Raw genomic sequence first — 22,259 nt, 5'->3', positions numbered from 1 at the left:
CGAAAGGAGGGAACGGATCATGGACGCGAAACTGCTCAAGAACGAAGCGATCGTGCTGCGGTATCAGCGGGTGAGGAACAAGTCGATGGCGTGGCTGTGGTCGATTTTCCGGCTCGTCCTCATCATCGGCATCGGCTTCATCATCATCCGGCCGATCCTGACGCAGATTTCCGTGGCGTTCAAAAGTCCGGAGGACATTTACAACCCGACGATCTATCTTGTTCCCGTCCATTTCACGATGGAGAACGTGAAGTACGCGATGGACATTCTCAATTATTGGCCGCTGCTGCAAAACACGCTGCTGTTTGTCATCGTGACCACGATCGTGTCGGCGGCATCCTGCGCGTTGGCCGGCTACGGATTCGCACGGTTCAAGTTTCCGGGGAGCAATGTGCTGTTTGCGCTCGTCGTGCTGACGATCCTCATCCCGGCGAGCACGCTCATGGTGCCGATGTATCTGCATTTCCGGAACTTCGACGTGTTGGGGCTCGTCACGCTGTTCACGGGCAAGGAAGGCGTCAACCTGCTGAACACCTACTGGCCTTCCATCATCACATCGGCGCTGGGCGTCGGCCTGAAATCGGGTCTCTACATTTATATATTCCGGCAGTTCTTCCGCGGGCTGCCGAAGGAGATCGAGGAAGCGGCGCTGATCGACGGGGCGGGCGGCATCCGCACGTTCCTGACGATCATGCTGCCGAACGCGATTCCGCCGATCATCACCGTGATGCTGTTCGCTTTCGTCTGGCAGTACAACGATACGTTCTACGCTTCGCTGTTCATGAGCAACAGCGAGCTGATGGCGAACGCAGTCGCGGCCCTGCCGGCGAACGTGAACAAGTTCCTGCCGGAACTGCTCGGCCTGGTCGGAACGGAGGCGAGGGCGGATCCGAACCATGTGGCGATGATCGTCGATACCGGCATTCTGATGGCGATCGCGCCGCTCATCATCATGTATTTGTTCGTGCAGCGCTACTTCGTGGAGAGCGTCGAGCGCACCGGCGTCGTTGGCTGACCGGCCGGAGGATGCCGCTGCGGGACTGTCGGTTCCGGGCGCGGATCAAGCCGCGCCCGGAGCGCTTTTGCTCAAGGAGGCACCGAAGGATGAATGAGCATCTGCAAGGCCGGCTGAACGTCGAACCGACGCTGGTAAGTCCCCGCGCGTCGGAGAATGCCAGGCGCCTGATGGCGTATCTGTGCGATCTGTACGGCCGGCGGATGCTGACGGGGCAGCAATACGGCATTGACGAGACGCCGGAGATGGACGTCATTTTCCGCGCGACGGGCAAATATCCGGCCGTGGGCGGGTTCGATTTCATGAACGACTCGCCGTCACGGATCGAGCGGGGAACGGTCGGAACGGATACCGTACGCGCGATCGACTGGTGGAGGCAGGGCGGCATCGTGACGTTCTGCTGGCATTGGAACGCGCCGGCGGATCTGATCGACGAGCCGCCGGACCGGGGCTGGCACCGCGGGTTCTATACGGAAGCGACGACCTTCGACATCGAGGCGGCGCTGCGCGACGACTCGTCCGAGGCGTTCGGCCTCCTCATGCGCGACATCGATGCGATCGCCGCCCGTCTCAAGCAGCTGCGGGACGAGGGCATCCCCGTCCTCTGGCGGCCGCTCCACGAGGCTTCCGGCGGCTGGTTCTGGTGGGGAGCGAAGGGACCGGAACCGTGCATCAAGCTGTGGCGCATCCTGTTCGATCAGCTGACGCGGAAACATGCGCTTGACAATCTGATCTGGGTATGGAACGGCCAGCACAAGGACTGGTATCCGGGCGACGCCTTCGTGGACATCATCGGCGAAGACATTTACCCGCCGGAACGGACGTATGTCTCGCACATCGACCGCTTCAAGCAGGCGCTGGGATATACGGCGAAAAACAAAATCATCGCGCTGACGGAGAACGGACCGCTGCCCGATCCGGACCGGATGATCGCCGACGGCGCGCCGTGGGCGTGGAACTGCACCTGGTACGGTTCTTTCGTCTGCGAGAAGCGGAAAGACGGAGCGTGGGTTGTCGGTGAACAGTACACCGAACGGTGGATGCTGAAAAAATTTTACGATCACCCGTTCACGGTGACGCGGGACGAACTGCCGGATCTGACGCGCTACCCGCTGCCGGAGGAAAGGGAAAACGGGGAAAAACGATGAAACATGGACGTCGGGAGGATATCGCATGACACTCGAGGTGATCATGCATCGCGCCGGGCTGACGAGGCTGAAAGAGGCGATCCGCGACGGGCGGGCCGTAATCGGGTTCATCGGCGGTTCCATTACCGACGGCCGGCCGCGGCACAACTGGCCCGAACCGGTCATCGCCTGGCTGGTCGACCGCTATCCGGGCACGCGTTTCGTCGTCGAGAATGCCGCGATCGGCGCCACGGGCAGCGATCTCGCGGTGCTCAGGGCGAAGCGCGATCTGATCGACCGCGGCTGCGATATCGTATTCATCGAATTCGCCGTCAACGACAACGACACGCCGACCGACCGGCGGATGCGGACGCGCGAAGGGCTCATCCGCAAGCTCTTGCTGGAAGACGGGGGCAGGGATCTCGTCTTCGTCTACACGTTCTGCCACGACATGTACGAGGCGATGATGGAGGGCAGGATGCCGGCGTCGATCGCGGAGTTCGAGCAGATGGCAGAACATTACGGCGCCGGATCGGTCTGGGTCGGGCTGCACGCGCTGAATCAGGTGCGCCGCGGCTTTATGCGCTGGGAGGAATGGCTGCCGGACGGCCTCCATCCGACAAGCCGCGGCAGCTACGCCTACGCGGAAGCGGTCATCCGCTATCTCGAGGAGGCGCTGGAGCGGCAGCCCGACGCGGCGTGGGATGCGGCGCGGGCGAGGGCGCTGGCGCAGCCGCTGCATCCGGACCACTGGGGAAACAGCGTGCTTCTGCCGCTTGATGCGGTCCGGACCCGCGGGCCGTGGACGCTCCGGCGCTGGCTGTATCACGCATGGATCGACCAGGTGCTGGAGACGGCCGCCGTCGGCGCCGGGTTCGAGCTCGATTTCGAAGGGCGCGGCGTCGCGCTAGCCTTCGATTTCGGCAAGACGTCCGCCGAATTCCGGTGGCGGATCGACGGCGGAGAATGGCGAACGGAAGCGCGCGAACGGCCGGACTGGGTCGGTCCGGACGGCTGGTTCCGGCTTTCCGTGCTGACGGAGACTTTGGAACCCGGTCCGCACCGGCTTGAACTGGAAGTGATCCATGGCAGCCGCCCGGACTGCGGCGGGACGAACTTCCGGCTGGCGCTTGCCGCCGCAATCCGATAAATGCGCGGGTTCACCTAAAGGCGCGGGTTCACCGGCTCGGTCTTCAGACCGAGCCGGTTTTCCGTTTTCGGACCGTGGCGGAACGGCCGGGACGGCGGTATAGTGGGGGCGTGCAGCGGCAGACGTACGCGGCTGTGAATTGCGCGTCAGGAGGGGACGCTTTATGCATGTGTTGGAAGTATCGCGGGTGTCGAAGTCTTTCGGCAGCGTGCAAGCGGTTCAGGAAGTGAGTTTCACGGCGAACAGGGGCGAAGTGTTCACGATTATCGGCCCGAACGGTGCCGGCAAGACGACGACGCTCGAGATGATCGAAGGACTGCAGCGCCCCGACAGCGGCGCGATCTCGGTGCTCGGCATGACCTGGGACAGGGATGCGGAGAAAATCAAAATGCGGATCGGCGTCCAGCCTCAGACCAGCGCGCTGTTCGATCTGCTGACCGTCGAGGAGAATCTGGCGCTGTTCGCTTCGTTCTATGACCGCCACCGGCCGGTCCCGGAGATCATGGAGCTGATCAATCTGACGGATCATCGGCGGAAAATGGTCAAGACGCTGTCGGGCGGCCAGAAGCAGCGCCTTGCGATCGGGCTCGGCCTGATCAACGACCCGGAAATCATTTTTCTCGATGAGCCGACCACGGGCCTTGATCCGCAAGCGCGCCGCAACATCTGGGACATCGTGCTCAAGCTGCGGGAGATCGGCAAGACGACGGTGCTCACGACCCACTATATGGAGGAAGCCGAGCAGCTCAGCGACCGGGTGTGTATCATCGACCAGGGCAGGATCATCGCCATGGACACGCCCAGGGCGCTCGTCGGCAGGCTGACGCGGGAACGCGAAATCCAGCTGAAACTTGCGGACGACGCCGAGGCCGCTGTTTCGGAAGGCGTCGCCCGGACGGAGCCGAACGTGACGCGGGTTGATCGCACGGGCGCGCATCTCCGGATCCGGTCCGGGAAGCCGGAAGCGACACTGTACCATCTGCTCGGCTTCGCGTCGGAAAGCGGGCTGACCGTCGAGCAGATTTCGATTCGCGAGATGAGCCTCGAGGACGTATTCATCGCCTTCACCGGCAAGGAGTGGAGAGACTGATGGCGAAAAACATGAAGCAGCTTCGCATGTTGTTCGACGCGCAACTCAAAGAGACGTTTCGCGAGCGGCAAGTCTGGTTCTGGTCGATCATGTTTCCCGTCCTGTTGCTTGTCATCTTCATGATCATTTTCGGCGGCAACAGCGACTTCTCGGCAAAGGTCGCAATCGTCGGAGACAAATCCGGCGCGGCGGCGGAAGCGTTCGTTCAATCGGCGGAAGCGACCGGCGTGCTGAAGATCGAGCAGGATCTCGATCTTCAGGAAGCGGAGAAGCGGCTGAAAGAAAAACGCCTCGACGCCGTCTTTGTCCTGCCTGACAGCAGCGAAGCCGGTGATTTCCGGCTGCTGCTCAACGCCGAAGGGCAAACCAGCTCGACGTCCCAGGCGCTGGGCAGCATTGCGGGGCAGCTGACGGCAGCAGCCAATCAGGCCGCAACCGGCATTGCTCCCGCGTTCGATCTGAAGACGGAATATGTATCGGCAAGCCACAACCGCCTGAAAGTTTCTGATTTTCTGCTCTCGGGCGTGATCGCGCTGTCCATTGCTCAATCGGGACTGTTCGGCATGGTGGGACTCGTCGAAATCCGCCGCAAAGGATTACTGAAGCGGCTCAAGATGACGCCCGTTAACATGCGTCTGTTCGGGGTTGCCAATGTGGGCGCCAGGTTCGTCCTCAGCATCGTGCAGGTTATCCTGCTGACGCTCATCGGCGTAGCGGCTTTCCGGGCGAACGTTGACTTCTCACCGCTGACGTTCCTGCTCATCTTCATCGTCGGGACGCTCGCTTTCTCCGGGCTCGGCTACCTGATATCTGCCGCCAGCAAGACGCTTGAAAGTTACATGGGCATCTCGAATCTCGTCAGCTTCATCATGATGTTCCTGAGCGGCATCTTCATCGATGTCAATGTGCTGCCGGGCTATCTCAAGCCGGTGTCGCATGTGATGCCGCTGACGTACTTCGTGGACGGCATCCGCGCCGGCATGATCTACGGCAGCGGGATGAACGCGGATATGTGGCTGAATCTTGCCGTGCTCGCCGCGTGGGGAGTCGCGTCGTTCCTCCTGGCCACCCTGCTGTTCCGCCGCCGATCCGCCACTTGGTAAAATGTGAAATGCCGATTCGTGTCGCAAATTGCAACCGGCCGTCACCCGGCGCGTATGAGCAGGGGGCGGCTTTTTTTCTCCACAAAGCGGAAGAGCTGGAACGAAAAATGACGCGAAACAATTCTTTGATTAATTTTTCGTAACTTTTTCCGGGGTTGCGCCGTCTAACTGATAGGTCAAGCAAAAACGGCTGGCACTGTCCTCCCGGGCGGGCGCGTCCGTTTTGCGGTGAAAGATAAGCCGGTTATCAGCGCGGAACTTATGAAGTCTTATCATTTGAAGATTGCCGCCTCGTGCAGATTGGAAGGAGTGGATTGATGACATGCTGCGGCTGAGACGGACCAAAGAGCGGCAGGATGCCGCAGCTGCCGCGGCCGCTGATGCGCGCGGCCGGGAACCGGAGGAAGCGGGACCGCTTCTTGTGACCCGAGGCGTCGAACGATCTTTCGACGTCGGCGGACAGAAGCTGCACGTCCTGAAAGGGATCGACATGGAACTGCACCCGCGGCGGCTTGTCATGCTGCGCGGCCGATCGGGTTCCGGCAAGACGACGCTGCTCAATCTGATCGGCGGTCTGGATACGCCGACCCGCGGCGAGATTCAGTTCGGACCGTACGCATTCCACCGGATGAGCGATGACGAGCGGACGAACGTGAGGCGGAAGGAGATCGGATTTATTTTTCAGGCGTACGCGCTTCTGCCGCTGCTGTCCGCCTACGAGAACGTGGAGCTGTCTATGCGGATGGCGGGCGTGCCCAAGGCGGAATGGAAGGACCGGGTGACCGAATGTCTGGAGCTGGTCGGTCTCGGGAAGCGGATGCACCATCGCCCGTTCGAGCTGTCCGGCGGCGAGCAGCAGCGGGTCGCCATCGCCAAGGCGATTGCCCACCGGCCGAGGCTGATCCTGGCGGATGAGCCGACGGCGGAGCTCGATTCCCAGATGGCCGCCCAGATCATGAAAGTATTCAGGGCGATCATTGAAACGGAGCAAATCACGATCTGTATGACGACGCACGACCCTACGATTCTGGAGGTTGCCGATCATGTCTATGAAATGGTTGACGGAAAATTCATCTGAGCCGCGCGGACTGATGGAGCGGGCTGCCGCCTTCTTCCGGCGCCGGGTGCCGGCTGCCGCCGCCATGCTGCTCGCCGCCTCGATTGCGGTGGGAGGATGCGCGCTGCTGCCGGATGAAGGCGAGGAAGAGCAGCTGCCCGACATCACGCCGCCGCAAATCTCGAAGAAGCCGGAATACGAGGTAACCACCGCAACGCTTGAATCGAAAGTGCAAGCGCTCGGCAAAATCATGAGCCAGCAGGAAGAGACGCTGTTCTTCGAGCTGGACGGGAAGCGGCTCCGGACGCTGAATGTGAAGCCGGGTGACTACGTGGAAGCCGGGCAGGTCATCGCCGTGCTCGACGTGGACGACATGGAGAAAGAGCTGCGCCAGAAGAAGCTGCAGTTCCGGAGTGCGGAGACAAGGATGAAGGATACGATCCGCAAACGCGACGAGATGGACCCGGTCGATTACGAGATGGAAGTCATCAGCTTTGAAGAGCAGCGGCAGGCGATCGTCGATCTGGAGAACGAGATCGCGAAAGCGGTGCTTACGGCGCCGTTCTCGGGCACCGTCGTCCAGGTGAACGTCGAGAAAGGCGCGCTCATCAAGGCGTATGATCCGGTCGTCACCATCGCCGACACCGGCCGGCTGGTGGTGACCGCCGATTTCTCGAAGAGCGATCTGGAGAAGATCGCGGTCGGCATGCCGGCGGTCGTCGACATCAACGGGGCGGGCAAGTTCGAAGGCAAGGTCTCGCTGCTGCCGGTTGCGCAATCGGACGACGAAGGAAACGGGGGCTGGCCTCCCCAGCAGCAGCAGCGCTCCGAGCGGCCGGAAGATTATGTGCAGATCGACATCGGCGGCATTCCGGAAGGCGTGAACCGCGGCACGCCGCTGTCGGCGAACGTCATCATCAACCGGAAGGAGAACGCGATCGTCATCCCGCCATCGGCGCTCCGGACGATCGGTTCCCGGACCTACGTTCAAGTCGTGGAAGAGGACGGCAGCAAGCGCGAAGTCGATGTGGCGGTCGGCCAGCAGACGGCGACGCTGGTTGAAATCCTCGAAGGTCTTACGCCGGGACAGAAAGTCGTGGGTCGATAAGCGATGGGTATGCCGCTTCTACGGTTTCTGTTCCGCAAAATGTGGAATACCCGCTGGCTGACGCTCAGCACGGCGGCGGGGCTGATCGCGGCCGTCGCGTTCACCGTCAGCATACCGATGTATGCGGACGGCGCGCTCAAGCGGGTCGTGGCCGATTCGCTCCGGGAGAAAAGCACCGGCATGCCGGCCGGTTCGCTGCTCATCCGCTATCAGGCGAGCGGCGGTTCCACCGCCGCCGACCAGGCCGGACTTCCCGATGTGGATGCCTTCATCCGTGAGAAAGTGCCGGAGCGGATCGGATTCCCATATGACACGTTCGCTTCCGTCCGGTCGATCCGCGGCACGGAGACGGCGCCGGTCGACCCGACGAAGGTCGATGCGAGCCGCGTCCGGCAGATGACGATCGCGACGATGTCCGGTCTTGAAGAGAAGGTCGAGATGATGCAGGGCCGCATGTATGGCGACGAGGGCGCGGACGACGGCGTCATCGAGGCTGTCATGCTGGAAGAGGCGCTCTACCGCAACGACCTGCACATCGGAGACGAACTGTATTATCCGATCTACGGCGGTCTGAATCTCGTGCTCAAGGTGAAGATCGTCGGCGCGTACATGCCGCTGGACCAGACCGATCCCTACTGGTTTCAGGGGCTTGAGTCGATCATGAATACGCTGCTTGTCAGCGAGGACGCCTTCGCCGACAAGCTGATCGGCGCGGGGGTGCCGGTTCACAACGCCTACTGGTACTATTCCTTCGATCTTCGCGAGATCAAGACGAGCCAGCTCGCGCCGCTCAGAAGGACGCTGGACCGGCTCGATATCGAGCTGTATCAGCTGCTCAAGGACACGCGGGTGGAAATCTCGTTCGCGAATACGCTGACCGAATTCCGCCGGCAAGGCTTGCAGCTGCAGACACTGCTCTTCACCCTCGCCGCGCCGATGATCGCCATGGTGTTCTACTTCATTGCGATGAACGCGAAGCAATCGCTGGAGAAGCAGCGGAGCGACATCGCCGTCCTGCGCAGCCGCGGCGCCGGCACGCGGCAGATCATCTGGATCTACGTCCTGGAAGGGCTGCTGCTCGGCGGAACCGCGCTGGTGCTCGGACCGCTCATCGGCTGGTTCATGGCGAAGAGCATCGGTTCGGCGAACGGCTTCCTGACGTTCGTGGACCGCAAGGCGATCCCCGTCGGCTTCTCGACGGAGGCGGCCATCGCGGGCGTCGCGGCCGTGCTGCTCGCCATTCTGTCGACGGTCATCCCGGCCATCCTGTATGCGCGGTCCTCGATCGTCGATTACAAGCGGCAGCTCGCAAGAAGCGACCGCAGACCGCTCTGGCAGCGCTGGTTCCTCGATGTGGCGCTGATCGGCGTAGCCGGATACGGCTGGTATCTGTTCAACGAGCGGCAGATGCTGACGTTCCGGACCGGCATGACGACGGATCAGTTGAACGTCAATCCGTTCCTGTTCTTTGTCCCGGCCATCGCCATCTTCGCCATCGGCTTGTTCTGCCTGCGGCTGTTCCCGCTGCTGCTCAAGCTGATCGGATGGCTCGGGCGGAAAATGCTGCCGCTGCCGCTGTATTTGACCTTGACGCAGTTGTCGCGCTCGTCCGGCGCGTACTATCCGCTCATGATCCTGCTCATCCTGACGCTCGGTCTCGGCGTCTACAACGCAGCGGCGGCGCGCACGATCGATCTGAACTCGACCGAGCGCATCCTGTACCGCTACGGCTCGGACGTCATCATCCAGACCGTGTGGGAAGGACGCGCGGAAGTGCCGCCTCAGAGCGGCAACCCCGGCGGAAACCCCGGCGGGAATCCGGGCGGAAACCCCGGCGAGAATCCCGGCGGCAACCCGGGCGGCAATCCCGGAGGACCCGGCGGCAATCCCGGCGGCGGATCGGGTACGCCGACCCGCATCAACTACATTGAGCCGCCGTTCGAAATCTTCCGCACGCTGGACGGCGTCGAAGCCGCGGCGCGCGTGCTCAAGACGAGGGGCAACATCGTTGTCTCCGGCCGGTCGATCGGTCAGGGGACGCTGATGGGCATCAACAACGACCAATTTGCCGAGGTCGCCTGGTTCCGGGAAGATTTGTTCCCGATCCATCCGTTCTACTATCTGGATTTCCTGGGCCGATACGAACATGCGGCCATCATTCCGTCGAATGTGGCGGAGCGCTATCAGCTCAAGCCGGGCGATCTGATCTCGGTGGGGCTGACGGACGGCATGCTGGAATTTGTCATCGTCGGCATTTTGCCATACTGGCCGTCGCAGTATCCCGATCAATCGCCGTTCGTGATCGCCAATCTGGATTACATCTACGACCAGGTGCCGCTCATTCCGTATGAAGTATGGCTCAAGATGAAGCCGGACGCGAAGGTGGCGCCGATCGTGACAGCCTTGATGGATCAAGGCATCGAGCTGGCGTCAGTCACGGATGTCCGGTCCGAGCTGATCACCCAGTCGAAGCATCCGACGCGCGGCGGCGTCTTCGGCATTCTCAGTCTCGGTTTCCTCGTCTCGGTCATCATCTCGCTGGCAGGCTATCTGCTCTACTGGTTCTTCAATCTGTCCGGGCGGATTGTGCAGTTCGGCGTGCTGCGCGCGATGGGGCTGTCGAGGAAGCAGCTGACCGGCATGCTGCTCCTGGAGCAGATCTTCACGGGCGGCCTGGCGATCGGCCTCGGCTTCATCATCGGCAAGGTGGCCAGCCGGCTGTTCCTGCCGTTCCTGCAGACGGCGGAGAATGTCGCCAATGCCGTGCCGCCGTTCCGGGTCATTTTCGAGCAGCAGGATGCGATTCAGCTGTATATCGTCGTCGGATTCATGTTGCTGACCGGCGCCGCGCTCTTGTTCCTGCATATCCGCAGGCTGCGCGTACATCAGGCCGTGAAGATGGGAGAGGAGCGGTGATCGATGGAGACGTCGGCCGAAACGATGATCGAATGCGAAGGCTTGGTGAAAATCTACAAAACCGACGAGCTGGAAGTCGTCGCGCTGCAAGGTTTGAACCTGACCGTCCGCAAAGGCGAAATGATGGCGATTATCGGCAACAGCGGCAGCGGCAAGTCGACACTGCTCAATATTCTCGGCGGCCTCGACCGGCCGTCGGCCGGACGCGTACGCGTCGGTCCGTGGGATCTGCTGAAAATTACGGATGAGCAGCTCGTCGAGTACAAGCGGAAGACGGTCGGATTCATCTGGCAGAACAACGCCCGCAACCTGCTGCCCTATCTGTCCGCGCTGGAGAACGTCGAGATGCCGATGATGCTCTCCGGCAAGCTTGACCGCGCCTATGCGAAGCAGCTGCTCGAGATGGTCGGGCTGGGACACCGGATGATGAACAAGCTGCACCAGCTGTCCGGCGGCGAGCAGCAGCGGGTCGCGATCGCGATCTCCCTGGCGAACCGGCCGCAGCTTCTGCTGGCGGACGAACCGACCGGATCGGTCGATACGAAGACGTCCGACATGATCATGGACATCTTCCGCCGGCTCAACCGCGAGCTCGGCGTCACGATCGTCATCGTCACGCACGACCTGTCGCTGGCGGGCAAGGTGGACCGGGTCGTCGCGATCCGCGACGGTCTGACCAGCACCGAATTCGTGAAGCGCAACGAGAATCTCGACAAGCCGGACAGCGAGATCCGCGGGCTGAAGGACGCGCATGAAGAGTATGTCGTGCTCGACCGTGCAGGACGGTTGCAAGTGCCGAAGGATTATTTGACGGCCCTCGGCATTCGCGATAAAGCATCAATGGAATTTGACGGCGAACGGATTATCATCACGGCGCCGAAATCTTTGGGGGGATGAGAACCATGATCACCTATGAGAAAAGGGCCGGCAAAGCCGGCGGATGGAAACGGACTTTCGCGGCTCTGCTGGCGGCGCTGATGATGATGTCGCTGCTTGCGGCGTGCAGCAAGGGAAGCGATCAGGGCGGCGCGGAAACCCGCGTGCTCCGCATCGGCACCCTGTACGGCGGCCCGAGCGATGAAGTCTGGTTCCGGCAGCAGTACACCGATTCGTACGAACTGCTCAATTCTGATATCGAGATCCAGATCGTATCGGCCATCGATTGGAACAAGCAGCGATTCAACACGGGCGAAGAGCAGCAGCAGATCGATCCCTATGAGGAACTGACGAAAATGCTGACCGGCGACAACCCCGTCGATGTGCTGATCGTGGACTACACCTATTTGCGCCGTCTGGTGCAGGACAACTTGCTGCAGCAGCTCGATCCGCTCATTCAGCGGGACAAATTCGATCTGGAGGACTTCGTGCCGACGGTGCTGGAAGGCATCAAGTCGGTCGGCGACAACAATCTCTACGCGCTTGCGCCGACGTTCAGCTCGAACGCGCTCTTTTACAACAAGAAGCTGTTCAATGAAGCGGGCGTGACCCCGCCGACCGACAACATGTTCTGGCCGGAAATCTTCGATCTCGCGAAACGCGTATCGCGCGGCGAAGGGCAGGAACGGATTTTCGGCCTCAGCTTCAACCGGTGGATCGGCGATCCGTACTACGACATGCAGTACACCTATGCCGCGCCGCTGCAATTGAAGGTATTCGACGACAACGGCGAGAAAATGACGGTCAACTCGCCGCTCTGGGAACGCGTATGGACCTCGATGGCGGATCTTCACAAGAACGACATTGTGCCGACTTGGGAAGACTTGGGCAATGCCTGGGAAGTGAAAGAAGGCGAGCAGCCGAACCCGTTCGCCGGCGATCCGTTCATTTCCGGCAAAGTGGCGATGGTCACCGCGGATTACGGCTACATCACCGAACTGCAGGCGGCGGCGGAGTATGCCAGCCAGAACGCCAACTTCCAGGCTCCGGACTGGGATGTCGTCACGCTGCCGCAGCATGAGGAAGCGCCGGGCATCGGCAGCAGCACGTATCTGAACTCGCTCACCGCGATCAATGCCAAGGCGCAAAATCCGGATGACGCCTGGGATTACGTGAAGTTCATCAATGGCAAGGATTGGGCCAAACTGAAATCGCGCTCGATGTATGAACTGTCGGCGCGCAAGGAATTCCTGAAACCGCCGGCCGGTCTCAGCTTCAACCTTGACGCGTTCACGACGCTGAAGCCGGTCCCGCCGTCAACGACCGATACGGACAAAATCTACCGGAACAATCCGAATCTGTGGCAAGTGGAAAGCATCGGGCGGACCAAGTTCCAGGAAGTGATCGATGACAAGAAGTCGGTAAAAGATGCGCTTGCCGAATGGGAAACCGAGGGCAATGCCATCTTGCAGAACAAGGGCAATTCGAATACGGACGTCGAAGCGCCGGTCATCCCGTTTGACGATGCGGTCGTCATCGACTGACGCCGGCGGCTCCCGCAGCCACGGGCAGTCCTGGCTGCGGAAGTCCGACCCGCGGCCCTTCCGGCCATGGCCGTCCGACCTTTGGTCGTCCGACCGTTGACCGTCCGACCTTGGTCGGACGCCCCGCTTGAATTTCCGCGGATGCGGGCATTCTAACAGCGAATCTTCACAAGCGGGGAGGATGGACATGGGTTGGGTATACTGGGTCCGATTATATGATACGAAATTTCAGGCGGGCTGCCTGGTCAAGCGAATGGAGAACGACTGGTGGATATACGGCTGCGACTGTCCGCGTGAAATTGAAGTGTTCCGTTCGCGCAAAGGCCGCTACGGCGTCCGCTACCTGCCGTAATGATCCCGGATGTCAGCCGCTGTGCGTCCGGGATCTGCCCGGCTTCATGATCGTCCGGAATCCGGGAGACCCTTGATACTTGACGCACAGGGAACGGCTATTGTATAGTTAAGTTTGTCGCTGTAGTGCAGTGCTTCACTGAATTGACGCGGGGTGGAGCAGTCCGGTAGCTCGTCGGGCTCATAACCCGAAGGCCGCAGGTTCAAATCCTGCCCCCGCAACCATGATCTCCGTACGGAACTTCCGGGGCCCTTAGCTCAGTTGGTTAGAGCGGTCGGCTCATAACCGATTGGTCGGGGGTTCGAGTCCCTCAGGGCCCACCATCATGGGTAGGAATCGCGCCGGGGTGGCGGAACTGGCAGACGCACAGGACTTAAAATCCTGCGGGTGGTGGCACCCGTACGGGTTCGATTCCCGTCCTCGGCACCATCTGAGTTCATTCCTGGCATGATCGTTTTTATATAAGCGCTTGTTATCAGAAACGTCAAATGATCGAATTCATTTGACGTTTTTTGTTTGGCTGCGGATGCCGGCCATGCCGTGAACAATTGATCATTTGGAGATTGATGCCCGGAGGGAAAGGCAATATAATCGAAATATAGCGAATGGACAACCCTGGAAGCCAAAGGAGCACGGTCGGCCGTGGATTATATTCTTTTTTTGATTGGTTCGTCATTTGAATATTTCGCTTATTTCGTTTTCATGTTCACCTTGTTCCGTTTCCGCATCAAGCCCAAAATGATAGCGTTCACCCTGTTGATCGCTTTTCTGATGAGCCAAATTTCCTATGTCACACGGCTCAATGAGAACCTGGCCGAATTCTCATCCTACATCCAGCTCATTCTGCTGGTGATCTGGTTCTGTCTGTTGTTCAGAGTTCCGATGTTCTATTCGATCATTATGAATTTTTCCGGTTTCGTGGCGGGGTTTGTGCTTCAGGGCATCGTCGTTTCCGGATTGATGTTCATGCTCGATCTGACTTTGACCGACATTCAGAACAACCCCTGGATCATGTCCTCCATCCAGGTGCTCACGGCCATTCTTGAACTTGCGCTGTGCCGGCTTCTCTATGTCATGAACTGGAACTTTGATTTTGTTCCGACCTCGCATCGCGCGGATGTGCGGTTCAGCGGCACGAATGCCATCTTGCTCTTCACCATCGTGCTGTGCATTTCCCTTGGCGCGGCTGCGGCATACCTGTTCCGGGACAAATTCGACAATTACTTCTTGTTTACCTATATTGTGTTTTTTGTTACGCTTCCCATATTCCTGTACTATCTCTTGAGGAAGGATTATGAGGATGCTTCGTAGAGCCGCCGAGTCGCTGCATGGGGGCATGGTGCGCAACGGGGTATCGCCGCCTTCCGTGGACGTCATTTATTACGCGCTGAACGTTGCGGGCAACACCTTGTCGATCATTGGCCTCACGCTGCTGATCGGATGGTTCACCGACGCCCTGCCCGATACGGCGCTTTCGCTGGTTTCGTTCGCGCTGATCCGGATGTTCAGCGGCGGGTATCATCTGAAATCCGGATGGTTCTGCATCATCGCCTCCACCGCCGTCATGTCCGTCATACCGCATATTCGTTTGAACGATCTTTGGGTTCTCGTCTTCACGGCGGCAGCGGCGCTGCTCTTCCTTTTTTTCTCCCCTTCCAATCTGGACAAGTACGCGAGAATTGCTCCCGGCTGCTATCCGTTGCTCAAAGCGCTCACGACCGCCGCGGTAGCGGCCAATTTCTTCATCCGGTCGGATGTGCTGGCCTTGGTATGCTTCTTGCAAGCCGTGTCCTTGCTCATCAAGAACACGCCGGAAGGGGGTGAACAAGGATGAAGAGACGCGTACTTCGGGTAGTCGCTGCCGGCATAGCGGGCCTGGCCTCGCTGTTCGTTCTGACCGGTTCGCTGTATTATTTCAACAACCCGAAGATCCCGGCTGAACTCAGAAGGAAGGACGCATAACATGGAAATCCCGGTAGTCAGACGCATAAGCCGACAAGAATTCGAAATCGTCATGCTCGACTTGAACGACGTCTTCTTCACCTTTGTGGAAAGCAACGTCATCAAGTACCAGACCCAGGACGAAGTATTCAGCCAAATCAGCACGCTCGAGGAGCAGGAGCGATTCCTGTCAACGATGGGGTTCAAAAAGCTGGAGCGCGGCTACCTTGTCCAGATGGACAAGGTGAAGTGGTACGATGACGAGACCCATCAGGTGTTCTTTGAGCCGTACCCTTCCAAGAAAGCGCCGAGCGCCCCGGTGTCCCGCGTGCATCGCAAGGATGTGCCGGAAGAACTGGTCGTCAAACGCCGCGCGCGCGGCTATGCGCGCGGGCTTTATTCCCCGTTTGAACGATGATGCGTCAGAAGCGGATCAAGTGCAGCAAGGCCGGCCGATGAATTCGGCCGGCCTTCAACTTTCGAACGGTGCGGGAGGCGGTGCTCAAGGATGGACGTCCGATTCAAGACTCCCGGCCGGATGCTGAATCCGGCCGGCGGATTTCTGGAAGGGTACACGCATACGCTCAACCCTTACGCCGGCTGCGCATTCGGCTGCTCCTACTGCTATGTCCGCAGAATGCCGGTCGGCATGTTCCGTGCGTCTGCCTGGGGCGAATGGGTCGACGTGAAGCGGATGGACCGGGAGGCGTTCCGCAGGGAATGGCAGCGGACCCGAAGGCGGGGGAGAATGACCGTCTTCGTGGGGTCTGCGACGGATCCGTATCAGCCGGCAGAAGCCCGATTCGGCGTCACGCGCGCCATTTTGGAGACCATGGCGGAGATGCCGGCCGACTTCGTGCTGCTGCAGACGCGCAGCCCCCTCGTGGTGCGCGATGCGGAGCTGCTCCGCGGCCTCGGAACCCGCGTGCGCGTCAGCATGACGATCGAGACGGACCTGGAGTCCGTCCGCAGGCGATTCACGCCAAAGGCGCCGCCCATCGCGGCCAGGAAGCGCGCGCTCGCGGAGTTGCGGGATGCCGGTGTTGACGTGCAAATTGCCGTATCGCCGCTGCTGCCGCACGGCGAATCGTTCGCCGCCGATCTGGCTCACATGGCGCCGCGCATCGTCGTGGACGATTTCTTTCACGGCGACGGTGCGGGAGGGAAGCGGACGGAAGCGCTGGGCATTCGCAGGATGTATGAGCAAGCCGGGGAAGGGGATCAATATCATCCGGAGACGGCGCGAACGTTCTACGACACGTTGCGCCGTCATGCCGGCAAATCCGGGAGCATCGCGTTGTGGAGCCGGGAAGGGTTTCTGCCGTAACGCGCGTCCCGCCGACCGGTTATTCCGGCAGCGCAAGCACCGGCGTGTATTCCGCGCCGATGTACACCGCCGTCGAGACCTCGGTCAGCACCTGCGGGTAGATGCGGTCGGGATTGGGCATGACCGGCTCGACATGCAAGAATGCCTTGCCTTCATCAAATACAATGGACGTCACCCGGATGCCGTAGCCGGGATGGGGCGCGGTCGCCCGAACGGTCACCGTGTTCACTTCGCCGGTCAGCGGCGCGGATTCAATCTTCAGGCCGGTCAGCGGCGACGGATCGGCTGCCTTCACGGCTTTGCCCGACGCTTCAAGCTGCCGGAGAAAGGCTGAAGCTTCGTAGACCATGCCGGCTGCTTCGCTGCGCGTGATGGCCCGCTTCGATTCGAAACGCCGGTCCTTATTCAGTTCCGCTATGCCGGCAAAAAGCAGCAGCTGCACGCTATCGCGGTACTCCGGTGCGATGTCGGCGAGGTCTTCGATCACCAGTTTCGGCTTCGGAAGGGCAAAGCCGGATTTGGCCGCAAGTCCGCGATAGAGATGATAGGCAAAGCGCTCGCGCGTCATCGACAGGTCGGGTTTGACGCTGCGCGGCATGTCGAGATAGAAGCTTGCCGTGATGAATGCGTCGGAATACCATTTGCCGTCCAGGACGAAATCATAGGAATCGCTTGCCTTCGGTTCTTTGACGAATTGGATTCCGTCGAGTCCGAGCTTGAGTCCCTTGACGATCATGGAAACGCCTTCCGCATACGTCAGCCTGTCGTCCGGCCGGAACCGCCCGTTCGCATCGCCCGATACGACGCCTTCTTCCTGAAGCTGGCGTATCCGGTCGGCGTTCGGGTCGCCTTGAATGTCCGGAAATGCCGCGGCCGGTCCGGCGAATGACAGCCAGATCAGCAGCCATGCCGCAAGCATTGCAGCCGGAAGCCGATGCCGACAGCTTCTGCGCGTGTTCATCATGCCGATCACCTCGAAGCGTTTGATGTGCAAGGCAAGCATCCTTTATAAACCATTGGACGCCTGAAACTGTCGAAAAGTTGCGTGGCAACTGCCGGGCAAAAAGAAAAAGAACCCTTGAATCTCAAGGGTTCTCGGACGTTTGATAATGGTGATCTGTAGTGGGCTCGAACCACTGACCCCCACCCTGTCAAAGGAGATTCCTCCTTCTGAAGGGATATGAAGCGATCTGAAAAAGCCTGATATATGGGCGTTTATTGCAATGGGAGGTTGTTTTCGGACGATTCGAAATGATCTTTTCCGAAGATTTGTGTCCCCAATTTGTCCCCATTGTCCCCCTTCGGAATGGTAGCATTACCTCTGGCGAACTTGTCATATTTGCCGGCCGCCCGCCGCTTGACTTTTTTCGTTACATGTACATAAACGTCCGATGTTGTGGAAAACCTAGAATGACCGAGGCGCTGCTGGATAACTTTCAGGATCGAATCAAAGTTCGATTCGTCTTCGTCTTCAAGCAGCAGTGTACCGGAGCTGTGCCGAAGGCCATGGAATTTGATGTATCGAATGCCATGCCGCTCACAGAACCGTTTCCACCACTTTGATGGGTGCTGGTAGTAGTACGGCTTGCCGGTGCCATTATGGAAGACGTACTGACGGTCTCCGCCTTGCCAGAGCCCCTCAGCCTCGAGCTGTTCCTTCTCGTGATTCCACTCATCTTTGTACGCCCGTAGCTCATCCATGTACCATTTCGGCATGTCTATGTTGCGGTATGATGCGATCGACTTTGGGCCTTTCTCAACTGCTTTCCCGTGTTTCGATAGAGGGATATTGTTCTCGATGGAAATATACCCTTCATCAAAATGGACGTACGGCCATTCCAAACCGTTCAGTTCCCCCCGACGGGCGCCGCCAATCATGGACCCCAATATCAGGAGTCTCCATTTACGTGACTCTTTGTAGAGCGCATCGACGACGCGCTGAGCTTCGGCCTCGTCATAAAACTGTGGATTTTCCCGCTGCTCGAGAAGCTTTCTCTTAGGGTCTTTTTCGCCGGGTTTCGGAATACCGTTCATCGGATTCTCTGCGAGTAGTTTCCATTCTACTGCTCGGTTGAGTATATTCTTCAGAACGCGATAAATATACCCGATCGTTCCTACATCGAGCGGTTTCATCAGTTTTTCCTTTTGCCGTTCGGTCAGTGTTCCGGACATTTTCGGAGTCAGCCTGGCGCCTGGTTTCTCCAAATCTTTTAGAAACGACAGGATCATGAGCGGCGTGATCTCATCGATCCAGAAATGTCCAAAAGCCGGAATGAGCCGTGAATTGATGACGATGTTGTAGTTGGAGTAAGTCGCTGGTGAGAGCTTTTCTGGATCTGATCCGTATTTTTCGCGCCAAATTTCTACGAAGTCCGCGAACTTGATCTTTTTTACCCTCACAAGCGATCCGGTTTCGGCCTGATACTTAAACTTGAGGTATTCGTCCTGGAAATGTTGGTTCAACTTTTTCGCATGCCGAATCGCCGTCGAAGTCGCCTCTTTACTTTCGATAAATCGGTTCAGATTATTTGCTGACTTGAGAATATTGGGATCGATCTCATCCAGAGCCGAGATGGACTGTTGCAGTGCTGGATCTTCTATTACCAGCGATTGATACTGCTTCATCCGTTTTCTGTTCGGTCCAAACCCGAGAGAGAGGACCAGACGCCAGGAATTTTTTCCCCTTCGTTCAAACGATGCCACAATATCCCCTCCTTGAAAGCGAATGAATGTTCGGATAGAACAGGAGAAAAAATGCCCTTACGGGCGGAAGCGATTTTTGAACTTCACCAGCTCCTCAGATGTAATTCCGAATCTCGCGCCGGCCGGCAGCGGGCCGAGTTTTTCGAAGTCGACGCCGATCCGGCCGGATTCATCAACGATTAGATCGTCGGCCGTCAGCATGACGGTCGACTCGTCGTATGTACCGAACGAGAGTTCAGCGAAGAACGTCTTTTCCACATCAGGCAGGTGCTGCTCGTTTGGCTTCAGGATGGCAATCTTCTTCTTCATCGTATCGACCTGAAGACGATAGCAGAGTCCCAAAATAACACCACCTTCTTATTGTCGCACCATGTACTGGCCATTGGCATGCTTGTACAATTTCGACCTGCATTTATAGCAGCGCGTAGAATTGCCCCGGACCTTGATCTTTCGACCGCATGCTGGGCACTCGATAGGATCGGAAAAAAGGGTGATTATTCCATTTCCGCCGGCTAAAATGACGCCGAGAAACAACCCCACTACTACGCAAGTTAAGATGAACACAATCACGGACACACCCCCCTTTTAGAAATAATCACCTTGATACGAACACATGTTCTATATAAAATAGAACTGTGAGCGCTGGAACTTACAATAGTGGTTACCGCTGGCAACCGCAATTTTTTTATCTATACGACAAGGAAACGGAGGATCAGAGCCATGGAAGACGTCAAAATTGGTCGAGAGTTTGAAGAAGATTGCATCGATGAGAATATGGTTGCATCACTGGTTTCGTTGATCCTCCGATCCCCTAATTCTTTTCGCCAGATCAAACGCTGCATCGAGTGCCTTCAGAAAAGCGGGGTCAGTTAGTTCGACCCCGTATTCATTTGCTACTTCACGAAGTTGTTCAATAAATCTTCGCTCGTCCTCGTCCAGATCATCGTATGTCACATTCCTTGGCTTTGGATCATGATTGCGTCCGAGAAGATAATCAACGTTACTATCAAACAAATCTGCAATTTTTGAGACCGTCTCCAAAGGGGGTTGCTTCGTTCCGTTTTCATATGCGGTATAAGTAGAGCGAGCAACCCCAATTAAGTCCGCAACATATTCTTGAGTCCACCTAGAATCCTTTATTTTTCTTGACTCCCTCAGCGCCTTCAATCTACGCCCGAATCCATCCATCATTAACACCACTCTTTTGTTGATACCCCTAATTATAATGTTGCCGAAAGAAACATAAACAAAATGTTACTGAAAGTATAAATTTATTGTTGACATGTTTCCGAAAGGAACATATACTTAAACTAGTCGATGTTACTATAAGGAACTGCACGGAGGTGAAAGAGGTGAGGTCCTGGCTGAAAGAAGCGCGAGAGCAAAGGAGTCTGACCCAAGAAACGGTTGCAGAGAACGCCGGAATTTCGCGTTCGTACTACACATCTATTGAATCCGGCATGAAAACCCCTTCTGTTGAAGTCGCAAAGTCGATTGCCGAAACATTGGGGTTTAATTGGACTCTTTTTTTTGACGAGCAATGTTCCCGTAAGGAACAAGACAGGGTTTGTAAAAACGGCAATAGTGCCCGCGACGCAGAATCCGCATGAAAGGAGCGCAGACATGAACCAAGCGACAATGTCCGCCGAAGCCGCGATAGTCGAAGCACTCAAGCAATTCGTCGAAACCATCCTGCCCGCAATGGTCTCCGCAGAGATCAAGCAGCAGCAAACGGTCCAGCGGGCGACGCTGACGGTTGAAGAAGCCGCGATCTATCTCGGCGTCCACCCGGACACGGTACGGAAGTTGATCCGAGAGAGAGTGATCCCGGTTTCAAGGTTGGCCGGCCGCATCGTTCTGCGTGCATCTACGCTTGACAAAGTGTTGGATCAGCTCGAGTTGGAGAGCATCCGCTCCGACTCGGTCGCATGACAAAAAGCCCGCCAGCCCAACGCGAGCTGGCGGCACAGGGGTGTAGGGTTGGGCCACATCAAATATACAACGCTTTTCGTCCCTGCACTATTCCGGGATGGAATGTCGGATTGAAAGGGGTGATACGGTGAATACGGTCCCGGTTTGGATTTGCCCTTACTGCATGGATAGGCGCGCCAAAGAAGATGCCTGCCCGCGTTGCAACACAAGAATTATCAAATTCGATGTTGCGGTCCCCGAACTCAGCGAAGAAGAGAAGGCGCGGGCTGCAAGCTACATGGCGGCACATCCGCCTGGAGAATTTGGCGCTCATCTGAAGCCGTGATTGCGCAGAAAACGGTTGACCAACTCCACCTTTGCTGATCGGCCGATGAACTCATCTTTATCAAGCTTTGTAATGATCCATTCATCATAGAATTCGGCGTGATCACGAATGGCGTCGTGAACTTCCTGAGCGCTTAATTCACTGGCGAGGATGATCGCATGCTTGTTAACTTGAATCGCTTTTCCTTGTGAATTCAGCAAGTGGAACATACTTTCGAAGGATTCTTCATGGTTCTGAAGCTCGTATGCGACAAGGTAGAACTTCACGGCATCGGCCTCCCTTAACATACTGATTCTATTCTACCAAAAGGAGGGATGCCGAGAAACGAAAGTTGGCGATCTGATTTGAAGGGGGGGTGAACGTGAAAGGCGATTTGGGTGCAATTTTGAAAGCTGTGCGCCTCCGGGCCGGACTCAGCCAGGAGGAATTAGCTGATCGGCTCCACTACAACCAGTCGGACATTTCGAAATTCGAGACTGGTTCGAAGGAGCCGACGGCGTCAATATTCCTCCGCTGGCTCCGCGAGACGAACGCGCATGAAGTGATGGTGGCGTACTTCTGCGGCCTCGACGGGCTGCAAATTATGCAGACCATCCTCGGACTGACGGGGATGGGGTGAGGAAAGGAGCAATGACACATGATTGAGCATATTCGTCGCATCCAGTTTTACACGCGAAAAGCGGCAACGTATGC

General features: G+C 58.0%; 24 protein-coding genes and 3 tRNA genes. 22 read left to right on the top strand and 5 right to left on the bottom strand.

Annotated elements, in window-relative coordinates:
- Positions 1-19: 19 nt before the first annotated feature.
- The 19 genes from C6W55_RS10730 (at position 20) to C6W55_RS10640 (ending at position 16,606) form a co-directional block, all read left to right on the top strand.
- Entirely contained in the window at positions 20-1,015 is a 996-nt protein-coding gene (locus C6W55_RS10730) for a carbohydrate ABC transporter permease (protein ID WP_015255125.1), read from the top strand.
- Positions 1,016-1,104: 89 nt separating this feature from the next.
- Positions 1,105-2,163, top strand: a complete 1,059-nt coding sequence (locus tag C6W55_RS10725; RefSeq protein WP_286892645.1) for a glycosyl hydrolase — start codon at positions 1,105-1,107, stop codon at positions 2,161-2,163.
- A 25-nt stretch (positions 2,164-2,188) separates the two neighbouring features.
- Positions 2,189-3,292 carry an SGNH/GDSL hydrolase family protein gene (locus tag C6W55_RS10720; RefSeq protein WP_286892644.1) on the top strand — a complete coding sequence of 368 codons (1,104 nt, stop codon included), beginning with the start codon at positions 2,189-2,191 and terminating at the stop codon, positions 3,290-3,292.
- A 163-nt stretch (positions 3,293-3,455) separates the two neighbouring features.
- On the top strand, positions 3,456-4,382 hold the full coding sequence (locus C6W55_RS10715) for an ABC transporter ATP-binding protein (RefSeq protein ID WP_286892643.1): 927 nt from the start codon (positions 3,456-3,458) through the stop codon (positions 4,380-4,382).
- Complete coding sequence (locus C6W55_RS10710; protein WP_015255120.1) at positions 4,382-5,485, top strand: ABC transporter permease; 1,104 nt, start codon at positions 4,382-4,384, stop codon at positions 5,483-5,485. Before C6W55_RS10715 ends, C6W55_RS10710 begins: the two co-directional genes overlap by 1 nt.
- A gap of 322 nt (positions 5,486-5,807) precedes the next feature.
- Positions 5,808-6,563 carry an ABC transporter ATP-binding protein gene (locus C6W55_RS10705; protein ID WP_213484282.1) on the top strand — a complete coding sequence of 252 codons (756 nt, stop codon included), beginning with the start codon at positions 5,808-5,810 and terminating at the stop codon, positions 6,561-6,563.
- Positions 6,529-7,650 (top strand): efflux RND transporter periplasmic adaptor subunit, encoded by a 1,122-nt coding sequence (locus tag C6W55_RS10700; RefSeq protein WP_213484283.1) that lies wholly within the window; start codon positions 6,529-6,531, stop codon positions 7,648-7,650. Before C6W55_RS10705 ends, C6W55_RS10700 begins: the two co-directional genes overlap by 35 nt.
- Before the next feature lie 3 nt (positions 7,651-7,653).
- Complete coding sequence (locus C6W55_RS10695) at positions 7,654-10,566, top strand: ABC transporter permease (RefSeq protein WP_286892642.1); 2,913 nt, start codon at positions 7,654-7,656, stop codon at positions 10,564-10,566.
- Positions 10,567-10,590: 24 nt separating this feature from the next.
- Positions 10,591-11,463 (top strand): ABC transporter ATP-binding protein, encoded by an 873-nt coding sequence (locus C6W55_RS10690; protein WP_041854386.1) that lies wholly within the window; start codon positions 10,591-10,593, stop codon positions 11,461-11,463.
- Between the two features lie 5 nt (positions 11,464-11,468).
- A complete protein-coding gene (locus C6W55_RS10685) occupies positions 11,469-12,986 on the top strand; it encodes an ABC transporter substrate-binding protein (RefSeq protein WP_213484286.1) in 1,518 nt (505 codons plus the stop codon).
- Positions 12,987-13,173: 187 nt separating this feature from the next.
- Positions 13,174-13,338 carry a hypothetical protein gene (locus C6W55_RS10680; RefSeq protein ID WP_015255113.1) on the top strand — a complete coding sequence of 55 codons (165 nt, stop codon included), beginning with the start codon at positions 13,174-13,176 and terminating at the stop codon, positions 13,336-13,338.
- Between the two features lie 147 nt (positions 13,339-13,485).
- Positions 13,486-13,562, top strand: a tRNA-Met gene (locus C6W55_RS10675).
- Between the two features lie 22 nt (positions 13,563-13,584).
- A tRNA-Ile gene (locus C6W55_RS10670) sits at positions 13,585-13,661 on the top strand.
- A 17-nt stretch (positions 13,662-13,678) separates the two neighbouring features.
- A tRNA-Leu gene (locus C6W55_RS10665) sits at positions 13,679-13,767 on the top strand.
- A 213-nt stretch (positions 13,768-13,980) separates the two neighbouring features.
- Positions 13,981-14,649 carry a hypothetical protein gene (locus C6W55_RS10660; protein WP_015255112.1) on the top strand — a complete coding sequence of 223 codons (669 nt, stop codon included), beginning with the start codon at positions 13,981-13,983 and terminating at the stop codon, positions 14,647-14,649.
- A complete protein-coding gene (locus tag C6W55_RS10655) occupies positions 14,639-15,172 on the top strand; it encodes an accessory gene regulator B family protein (RefSeq protein WP_157373564.1) in 534 nt (177 codons plus the stop codon). Before C6W55_RS10660 ends, C6W55_RS10655 begins: the two co-directional genes overlap by 11 nt.
- On the top strand, positions 15,169-15,300 hold the full coding sequence (locus tag C6W55_RS10650; protein WP_015255110.1) for a hypothetical protein: 132 nt from the start codon (positions 15,169-15,171) through the stop codon (positions 15,298-15,300). Before C6W55_RS10655 ends, C6W55_RS10650 begins: the two co-directional genes overlap by 4 nt.
- Before the next feature lies 1 nt (position 15,301).
- Positions 15,302-15,697 (top strand): LytTR family transcriptional regulator DNA-binding domain-containing protein, encoded by a 396-nt coding sequence (locus C6W55_RS10645; protein WP_015255109.1) that lies wholly within the window; start codon positions 15,302-15,304, stop codon positions 15,695-15,697.
- Between the two features lie 90 nt (positions 15,698-15,787).
- The gene (locus C6W55_RS10640) at positions 15,788-16,606 is read left to right on the top strand and encodes an SPL family radical SAM protein (RefSeq protein ID WP_286892641.1); all 819 of its coding nucleotides are present in this window, start codon (positions 15,788-15,790) and stop codon (positions 16,604-16,606) included.
- Between the two features lie 19 nt (positions 16,607-16,625).
- On the opposite strand, the gene C6W55_RS10635 is transcribed toward C6W55_RS10640, so the two are convergent.
- From C6W55_RS10635 to C6W55_RS10620, 4 genes are all read right to left on the bottom strand, one after another.
- The gene (locus C6W55_RS10635; protein WP_286892640.1) at positions 16,626-17,600 is read right to left on the bottom strand and encodes an S-layer homology domain-containing protein; all 975 of its coding nucleotides are present in this window, start codon (positions 17,598-17,600) and stop codon (positions 16,626-16,628) included.
- Positions 17,601-17,821: 221 nt separating this feature from the next.
- Positions 17,822-19,309, bottom strand: coding sequence for a tyrosine-type recombinase/integrase (locus C6W55_RS10630; RefSeq protein ID WP_286892639.1), 1,488 nt, complete (start codon positions 19,307-19,309; stop codon positions 17,822-17,824).
- Positions 19,310-19,366: 57 nt separating this feature from the next.
- Positions 19,367-19,618, bottom strand: a complete 252-nt coding sequence (locus C6W55_RS10625; protein WP_286892638.1) for a hypothetical protein — start codon at positions 19,616-19,618, stop codon at positions 19,367-19,369.
- A 474-nt stretch (positions 19,619-20,092) separates the two neighbouring features.
- Positions 20,093-20,500 carry a helix-turn-helix domain-containing protein gene (locus C6W55_RS10620; RefSeq protein ID WP_353682036.1) on the bottom strand — a complete coding sequence of 136 codons (408 nt, stop codon included), beginning with the start codon at positions 20,498-20,500 and terminating at the stop codon, positions 20,093-20,095.
- Positions 20,501-20,661: 161 nt separating this feature from the next.
- Here C6W55_RS10620 and C6W55_RS10615 point away from each other — a divergent pair, with 161 nt between their 5' ends.
- Entirely contained in the window at positions 20,662-20,919 is a 258-nt protein-coding gene (locus tag C6W55_RS10615) for a helix-turn-helix transcriptional regulator (RefSeq protein WP_286892637.1), read from the top strand.
- 13 nt (positions 20,920-20,932) lie between these two features.
- The gene (locus C6W55_RS10610; RefSeq protein ID WP_286892636.1) at positions 20,933-21,241 is read left to right on the top strand and encodes a helix-turn-helix domain-containing protein; all 309 of its coding nucleotides are present in this window, start codon (positions 20,933-20,935) and stop codon (positions 21,239-21,241) included.
- A 309-nt stretch (positions 21,242-21,550) separates the two neighbouring features.
- Here C6W55_RS10610 and C6W55_RS10605 read toward each other — a convergent pair whose 3' ends face one another.
- Positions 21,551-21,832, bottom strand: a complete 282-nt coding sequence (locus tag C6W55_RS10605; RefSeq protein ID WP_286892635.1) for a hypothetical protein — start codon at positions 21,830-21,832, stop codon at positions 21,551-21,553.
- A 95-nt stretch (positions 21,833-21,927) separates the two neighbouring features.
- Here C6W55_RS10605 and C6W55_RS10600 point away from each other — a divergent pair, with 95 nt between their 5' ends.
- On the top strand, positions 21,928-22,185 hold the full coding sequence (locus C6W55_RS10600) for a helix-turn-helix domain-containing protein (RefSeq protein ID WP_286892634.1): 258 nt from the start codon (positions 21,928-21,930) through the stop codon (positions 22,183-22,185).
- Positions 22,186-22,259 lie beyond the last annotated feature (74 nt).

Origin of the sequence: Thermobacillus sp., assembly GCF_003390775.1 — a bacterium.
GTDB lineage: Bacteria > Bacillota > Bacilli > Paenibacillales > Paenibacillaceae > Thermobacillus > Thermobacillus xylanilyticus.
The sequence above is the reverse complement of the archived record's forward strand: the minus strand, read 5'-3'. Positions and strand labels throughout refer to the sequence as shown.